The sequence below is a fragment of the Streptomyces ipomoeae 91-03 genome, from assembly GCF_000317595.1.
Classification (GTDB): Bacteria; Actinomycetota; Actinomycetes; order Streptomycetales; family Streptomycetaceae; genus Streptomyces; species Streptomyces ipomoeae.
In genome coordinates this window covers 1-5,019 of sequence record NZ_AEJC01000259.1, presented here as the reverse complement: position 1 = coordinate 5,019, position 5,019 = coordinate 1, and the positions used below count along the sequence as shown (strand labels likewise).

Here is a 5,019-nt window from a genome sequence, read left to right as displayed (position 1 = left end):
CCCGGCGGGCGGTGGCCCGCCCGGGTATACCGCGTGCGGCGGCGGCCAGCGCCCAGGGTTCGGCGAAGGCGCCGGGCAGCAGGTCGTCGAGCATCCGGCCGAGCAGCGCGCCGGCGGGCAGACCGAGCGCGAGGGCGGGCAGCACCATCCACCGCGGCCCGTACCAGCCGAGCGCGGGCAGCCAGCCGAGCTGCACTCCGACGACGGCGGCGAGCACGGACGCGGTGAGGAACTCCGGCAGGGCGGCCACCATCGCCGCCGCGCTGCCGCCACCGGGACGCTTCTCGAGTCGGCCCCGGGCGCCCAGCCGCAGTGTGCGGGCGCACACCGCCGCCGCCGTCAGCGCGGCTACGACCAGCGCGGCGGCCATCAGCAGCAGGGAGGCGCCGAGGGCCTGGACGACGGCCGGAGTGACCTCGGCGCCGGAGATCCAGGAGCGGCCGGCGTCACCGCGCGCCAGCCCGCCGAACCACTCCCCCAGCAGGTTCAGCGGGCCCGCGTCCAGGCCGAGTTCGGCCCGGATCGCCGCCAGCACCTCGGGGGTGGGGTCGCGTTCGGCCGAGCGTGCCTTGAGGACGGTGAGCGCCGGGTCGGCGCGCGACAGCCACGGCAGCAGGCCGATGCCGTACAGCAGCGTGACGGCCAGGAGGGCCCGCCAGAGCGCCCGCCTCAGCGCCGGGTCCCCGTTCCTACGAGGGCGCGCTCGTACGGGTCGAAGATCACGCCCCGCACGGAGGTGCCGACGCCGGTGATGATCCGCTGGTGGACGAGCGGGAGGGTCGCGTCGGTGCCGAGGATCGCCGCCTCGGCGTTGATGGCCGCCTGCTGCCGCTCGGCGGTGTCGGACTCCTTCTCGGCGGCGGCGACGGCCTGGTCGACCTTCTTGTCGCACAGCAGGGCGAGGTTGTAGCCGCCGTCGCAGGTGAAGTCGCTGGACAGAATGGAGACGGGGTCGCCGGTGTCGAGCAGGGAGTTGCGGGCGCCGACGAACGCGTCGAACTTCCCGGCGAGGGCGTCGCTCTCCAGCCGTGAGTACTCGCGGACCTCCAGCTTCACCTTGAACCCGGCCTTCTGGAGCTGCTGTTGCAGCACCTGGGCGACCTCGGGCAGTTCGGGCCGGTTGTCGTAGGTGGCGATGGTCACCGAGGTGCCGTCGGGTTCGGCGGCCTCGGCGCGCCCGGACGGTTCGGCCCTCTTGCCGGCGGCCCAGGTCACGGCGGGCCCGAAGATGCCGACGCCGGGGTCGGCATGGCCCTCGTACACGTCCTCGGCGAGGACGGAGCCGTCGACGGCCGCACGGGCGGCGGCCCGCAGCTTCGGGTCCTTGAAGGCGCCGGACCGGGTGTTGAGGTGGAGGCTGGTGGTGCGGGTGGTGGCCGTCTCATGGCCGGTGCCCTTGTCGAGGGTGGACGCCTGGGAGACCGGGACGGCCTCTGCCATGTCGACCTGGTCGGTGCGCAGGGCGTTGGTGCGAGCGGTGCCGTCGGCTATGAACCGGGCGTCGACGCCGGAGGCCTGGGCCCGGCCGCCCCAGTAGTCGTCGAAGCGGTCCAGGGTGGCCGCGGTGGTGCCGTTGACCTTGGTGAGCTCGAACGGTCCGGTGGCGGTGCCGACCGGGTTCACGTCCTCGCCGTAGGCCTTCTCGGACAGGATCGCGAGGCCGGGGCTGGACAGGCGGAGCGGCAGCGCGGGGTCCGGGTCCTTCGTGGTGATGCGCACCTGGTTCGCGCCGCTCCTCTTCGCGGTGAGCGTGATGCCGGAGAGCGCGGCGGTGACGGGTTCGGCCTCGGTGGCGTGGGTGAGGGCGACGGCGACCGCGTCCGGGGTGACGTCGGTGCCGTCCTGGAACTGGGCCTCGCGCAGGTTGAAGAGCCAGTTCCGGTCGTTCTCACGCGTCCAGGACTCGGCGAGCGCGGGCGCCGCGGCGCCGTTGGCGTCGAGCTTGGTGAGGCTCTCGGTGACGCCGAGCCGGCTGAGGAGGGTGGCGTCGGCGCCGTACGGGGAGAAGTTCTCGGCGGGCGGGAAGGCGAGGGCGACGCGCAGTCGGGAGCCGTCGGCGGAGTCGGCGCCGGAGGTGTCACCGCCCGAGGCGAAGCAGCCGGTCAGCGCGGGGGCGAGGAGCAGGCCGGCGACGACGCGACGGCGGCGGGGAGAGCGCATGGTCCTTGGTTCTCTGTGGGGGTGGGGGGCATGGCAGCGGCCGAGGGGACAGGCGGCCTATGTGACGATGACTTTCATCCGACCACCGAGGGGGCGGCCGACGCGGACCACGACCCGGAGGGAGTCGCGGGCATGGGGATTTCGAAGTGCACGACCCGCTCTCCCGTCTCCGCGCGCTCGTCGCACACCGCCACGCCCTGCGAGCGCCAGAAGTCCTCGGCGCCGGGCACCGCCGGGTCCGTGTGCAGATACACGGAGCGGTAGCCGCCGTCGGCCGCCGCGAAGTCCAGCAGCGCGGCGACCAGCCGCCGGGCCAGCCCCCGCCGCCGGTGCTCGGCGCGCACGTACACGCGTCGCAGCTGGGCGGTCTCGCCGGACGGGTAACGCTCGGCGAGCCGGCGGGGGTTGGGCGGATGGGCGGGACCACGGGAGTCCAGTGCGCCGGTACCGACGACACCGCCGTCCCGCTCGTCGACCGCCACCAGGAGGACATGCCGGTCGGGGGCGACGTACGCACCGTCGAGATCGACGATGTCACCGTGCCAACGCGGCACATACCCTGTTCCGAAGTCCCGGTAGACGGTGTCGAGCATCACCGCGCGGGCGCTGTCGAGATCGTCGGGGCCTGCCACCCTGATGCTGTAATCCTGCACCTGCGCATCATATGCAATAGCGCCTGCTTGTCATGATCAGGGGTTCGATTCTTCACACACCCTCCGGCTCCACTCCGGGTGGTGAAGCCAGGCCCGATCGGTTGTGAGCAGGGGCGCCCCGGCGGCCGGTACGCGCCCTTGCGCCACCGCACGCCGCTAGGCGCACGCGTGCGGAAGCGACTCGTGGGTACTCCGAGGGTCATGCGGATGAGCTTGGTGGATGTGGGATCGAACACCGTACGGCTCGTGGTGGCGGACGTAGAGGGCGGAGTGCCGCTGCCGGTGCACACCGCCAAGTGGCGGCTACGCCTGTCCGAGGAGGTGCCGCCGGGCGGGGACGTCCCGGACGAGGCCGTCCGGCGGCTGTGCGGGGCGGTCGCCGAGGCGGCCCGTACGGCCGAGCGCTGGGGCGCATCGGCCCCGCTGGCGTTCGCGACCGCCGTGGTGCGCTCCGCGCCGAACTGCCGGGACGTGCTGCGCAGCGTGCGCGCCGACACCGGCGTACAACTGTGCACGCTGCCGGGCGAGGTGGAGGCGGAGCTCACCTTCCTCGGGGCCCGGCGGTGGATGGGCTGGCGGTCCGGGCCGCTCGCGCTGCTCGACATCGGGGGCGGTTCGCTGGAGGTGGCCTTCGGACGGGGGCGGTTACCGGACTTCGTGGCGTCACTGCCGCTGGGCGCCGGGCGGTTGACCCATGAGTTCTTCCAGGGGCAGGATCCGCCGTCGCCGGACAGCGTCAGGGCGCTGCGGCGCAAGGTCCGCCATGAGCTGCGGGACGTCGCCGCGCGCATCCGCTGGGAGGGGCCGCGCACCGCCGTGGCCACCTCGCGTACCTTCCAGCAGCTCTCCCGGCTGTGCGGGTCCGCGCCGGGCCGCCACGGGCCGTTCGTGGAGCGGGAGTTGCACCGGTCGGACCTGCGCCGGGCGATCGCCCGCCTCGCCGAACTCCCCGCGGCCGAGCGCTCCGCCCTTCCGGGCATCTCCGCGCCCCGCGCGGCACAGAGCCTGGCCGGCGCGCTGGTCGGGCACACCACCATGAAGCTGACCGATCTCAAGTCGGTCACCATCTGCCCCTGGGCCATCCGCGAAGGAGTACTGCTGCGGCACATCGAGGACGGCCCCTCCTGGTGGGCGGAGGTGACCGGCACGGAGCCGACGCACACCGACGCCGCTCACGCGAACACCGCTCACACGGATGTCACCCACGACGCCGCACGGGCCACCATCACGGCTTCGGGCACGGCGGACGCGGTACCGCTGCGCATCGCCGCACCGGCCGGCTGACCTCACGGACCACGCACCGGCTCGGCAGCACCAAAAAGTCAATATCTATAGCCGGAATTCACCATTTCGAGTGCCATGGACCCCCTAGGCGCCGCTACAGGGATGGCCCCGACCGCCCCGGGGTAGCTACCGAGCCCGAATGCGCCCTGCCCCTCACAAGGTGGAGCCGCCATGACGTCGGAAGCCCATGATCGGGCCGCCGGTCCGCCCGAAGGCAGGGCCGACGGACCCGGACTCGCGGCGGAGAACGCGTACGCCCGCAGCCGTCGGGTCGGCCCGTTCACCGTGGTCCAGGTCAGGGGCGAGATCGACATCGCGTCCGCTGGTTTCCTGGCCGAGCATCTGACGGCCGTCGTCACCGGGGCCGTCGCCCCGGACGTGCTCGTCGATCTGCGCCGAGTGACCTTCTTCGACTGCTCGGGGCTGCGGGTGCTGTGCCGGGCGGAGGCCACGGCCAGGGCTCACGGCGGTCGGCTGCGGCTCGTCTCCGACCAGCCCCGCATCCACCGACTGCTGCGCGCCGTACGGCTGTTGGGCCGATTCCCACCGCTGCCGGAGCTGCCGTCCTCGCCCCCACCGCCGCCGTCCTCGCAACAGTCAAGTCTCAAGTAGCAGTTCAATGAAACGATTGAAGGACCCGCGGGCAGGCGTATGCCGTTCCGACCGATACCGGTGCGGAATCCGAGCCACACAGAAGTGGAGACGCGTGACGTGAAGTTCCTTCTCGAGGTCGACCTGGACAGCACGGACTGGGACGAGGGCACCACCGTCCAGGAGCTGGAGCGCATCCTCAGGTACTGGGGCGGCAACCTCCGGCACTGCGAGATCGAACCCGGGGACGGACAGGCCCTGTACGACTCCGGGCACCGGGAGGTCGGGCGCTGGATCATCACGCCCGAGTGACCGTCTGACGCGCATCCGC

General features: G+C 72.8%; 6 protein-coding genes. 3 read left to right on the top strand and 3 right to left on the bottom strand.

Features of this window, described 5'->3' with window-relative positions; translation table 11 throughout:
• The 3 genes from STRIP9103_RS17005 to STRIP9103_RS16995 all read right to left on the bottom strand — a co-directional run.
• Positions 1 to 673: hypothetical protein (locus STRIP9103_RS17005; protein WP_048820434.1), on the bottom strand; the 673-nt coding region annotated here is incomplete at its 3' end.
• Positions 670 to 2,160 (bottom strand): ABC transporter substrate-binding protein, encoded by a 1,491-nt coding sequence (locus STRIP9103_RS17000; protein ID WP_009313411.1) that lies wholly within the window; start codon positions 2,158 to 2,160, stop codon positions 670 to 672. The genes STRIP9103_RS17005 and STRIP9103_RS17000, both read right to left, overlap by 4 nt.
• A gap of 74 nt (positions 2,161 to 2,234) precedes the next feature.
• The gene (locus STRIP9103_RS16995; RefSeq protein WP_009313417.1) at positions 2,235 to 2,813 is read right to left on the bottom strand and encodes a GNAT family N-acetyltransferase; all 579 of its coding nucleotides are present in this window, start codon (positions 2,811 to 2,813) and stop codon (positions 2,235 to 2,237) included.
• 201 nt (positions 2,814 to 3,014) lie between these two features.
• Between STRIP9103_RS16995 and STRIP9103_RS16990 the strand changes: the two genes are divergently transcribed.
• From STRIP9103_RS16990 to STRIP9103_RS16980, 3 genes are all read left to right on the top strand, one after another.
• Positions 3,015 to 4,097 (top strand): Ppx/GppA family phosphatase, encoded by a 1,083-nt coding sequence (locus STRIP9103_RS16990; RefSeq protein WP_078613942.1) that lies wholly within the window; start codon positions 3,015 to 3,017, stop codon positions 4,095 to 4,097.
• 171 nt (positions 4,098 to 4,268) lie between these two features.
• Positions 4,269 to 4,709: an STAS domain-containing protein gene (locus STRIP9103_RS16985; RefSeq protein WP_009313418.1), complete on the top strand. Its 441-nt coding sequence runs from the start codon at positions 4,269 to 4,271 to the stop codon at positions 4,707 to 4,709.
• Positions 4,710 to 4,808: 99 nt separating this feature from the next.
• Positions 4,809 to 5,000, top strand: a complete 192-nt coding sequence (locus STRIP9103_RS16980; RefSeq protein WP_009313414.1) for a hypothetical protein — start codon at positions 4,809 to 4,811, stop codon at positions 4,998 to 5,000.
• Positions 5,001 to 5,019: the final 19 nt, after the last annotated feature.

What these genes read in the sequence shown, in the direction of transcription:
- STRIP9103_RS17000 (WP_009313411.1), bottom strand. Translation starts at nt 2,160, where the DNA reads ATGCGCTCTCCCCGCCGCCGTCGCGTCGTCGCCGGCCTGCTCCTCGCC.
- STRIP9103_RS16990 (WP_078613942.1), top strand. Translation starts at nt 3,015, where the DNA reads ATGCGGATGAGCTTGGTGGATGTGGGATCGAACACCGTACGGCTCGTG.
- STRIP9103_RS16985 (WP_009313418.1), top strand. Translation starts at nt 4,269, where the DNA reads ATGACGTCGGAAGCCCATGATCGGGCCGCCGGTCCGCCCGAAGGCAGG.